The organism is Paenibacillus periandrae, from assembly GCF_022458865.1.
Lineage (GTDB): Bacteria > Bacillota > Bacilli > Paenibacillales > NBRC-103111 > Paenibacillus_S > Paenibacillus_S periandrae.
The window spans coordinates 1-1875 of record NZ_JAJNMU010000076.1; the positions used below are offsets into that span (position 1 = coordinate 1).

At 46.7% G+C, this 1875-nt stretch carries 2 protein-coding genes; both read right to left on the bottom strand.

Features of this window, described 5'->3' with window-relative positions:
* Nucleotides 1–351 precede the first annotated feature (351 nt).
* Nucleotides 352–882: a dihydrofolate reductase family protein gene (locus LRL21_RS44525; RefSeq protein ID WP_240422174.1), complete on the bottom strand. Its 531-nt coding sequence runs from the start codon at nucleotides 880–882 to the stop codon at nucleotides 352–354.
* Between the two features lie 284 nt (nucleotides 883–1166).
* Nucleotides 1167–1610, bottom strand: a complete 444-nt coding sequence (locus LRL21_RS44530; protein WP_240422175.1) for a GNAT family N-acetyltransferase — start codon at nucleotides 1608–1610, stop codon at nucleotides 1167–1169.
* Nucleotides 1611–1875: the final 265 nt, after the last annotated feature.

The following is a 1875-nucleotide window of genomic DNA, read 5'->3' on the forward strand; positions in this document are numbered from 1 at the left end:
TTGGCCATGTCGATACCTACAACAAGATGAGATGTGCTAATTCGTTCTATTCGTTGATTTTGTCCTTCTGTTTGTTTAAACTTCATAGTAAGAGCGCCTCCTAGATGGTGTTGGGTTTCGAACCCGTCGACAAACCCATCATACCGAGGCGCTCCTTTTTTGACAAAGGCGATTTCTTAGCCTTAACAGGAATGTTTACTTTAATGAAGAAGGGAGCAGTTGCCGCGGCAATCTGCTCCCTATTTAATTTCACTATCGTTTCCTGTTAGGTCAATTGTCAATTCCATAAAAAACTAAGTAATTTCGCATAACTGAACGAATTTCCTTAAAGCCACTGGGTCAACTGCACAACTAAGCTGGAACGTAGGTCAACCTGATCACATTCTCGCCAAATCGATCGCTTGCCACGAGGCGCAGAGGCGGCCGCGGACCGGCGAAGAACGGTTTGCCGTGACCCAGCACGACTGGATGGAGATAGAGTCGATACTCATCAACGAGACCGAGCTCCGTTAGACTGTGGGCCAACTCTGGCCCGGCAACTTCTATTACCCCTTCATGCTGAGCCTTCAGCTCACGTATGGCCGCTGCGAGGTCGCCCTCGATCAGAGAAGCGTTCGGACCGACGGATTTTAACGTCCTCGACACCACCCACTTCGGTTTGCTTTGCCACGCCGCTGCGAATTCCCGTTCCGGTGCACCCCATTCAGTTCCGTCCCAAACCCGCATGTTCTCGTACATGCGGCGCCCGTACAGGATGCCCGACAGGCTGCGCACGTCGTCGATGAAATGACGGAATAGTTCGGGGCCGGTCTGAAATTCCGGGTGGTCGTGGTCGACGAATCCGTCCAGAGACTGGTTCAATGCGTAAACGATCTTTGCCATGCGACTGACTCTCCTCCCTTGTTTTCTCGCACATTCATCATCAAGATTACATGTTCCATATTCAACCTCCTTTATGTCAACACTTTATCATACAACAGCATGCCCTGTTTCTCTTGGATTGCTAATGTGCATAGACCTGGCCTGACCGTAAACAAATTTAATTTAACGAAAGACGGTAAATTAAACTATCCTCCCTCGTTACTTGAATGAACAAAAATAGAGGAACTGCATTGATGCAGTCTCCGTAATAGTGATCCGTTAGCGTAACGCAATATGGTTATTCATTAGTCAAGTTTAATAATCTTATCAAAGCAGTATGAATCTTTGTCATAGCCATTATGCTCATAGAAAGCATGGGCATCAGTTCGCTTCATCCCGGTACATAGAATAATGCTGGATATTCCGCTGTCTTTCGCATAATTTTCAGTGCAGCGTAGCAGTTCAGTGCCTACCCTATGACGCTGAAAATCTTTATGAACAGCAAGACCGGTTATATGCAGATAACCATTCGTAGACCCTACAGCTAATCCATGAACGATAGATATGAACCCAACAACATGATTCTCAAGTAACGCTACAAACGTTTTGTAATTGCCTGCTTTGTACATCTGTTCCATCGTAACGCGAAAGTTCTCATCCGTAACCGTACGCACTCCAAGTACATCGTTCCATAAGACAACAACTTCACTATAATCATCTGCTGCAATTTCCCGTATCTTAATTTCCATCCCCTACCCCCGTTAATAGATTTTGCAAACAAAGGATTCTACAATTGATGAATCAATCCTGCCCTTTAGCTTGATAAGCTGCCAACAATGCCGGCAGCCTCGTGCTGGTTGAGCTAAAGTTCCCGTTAGCGCAGTGGATATTCGTATCCAGGTGCACCGGTGTATTGGGCTGTCCGTAAGCGACCGTAAGTTACTGTCGTTGGCGTTTATTTTCTTCGCTTTGACGGAAGATCTCGTCAACGACGTGCTCGATCGGTGCGGTGGC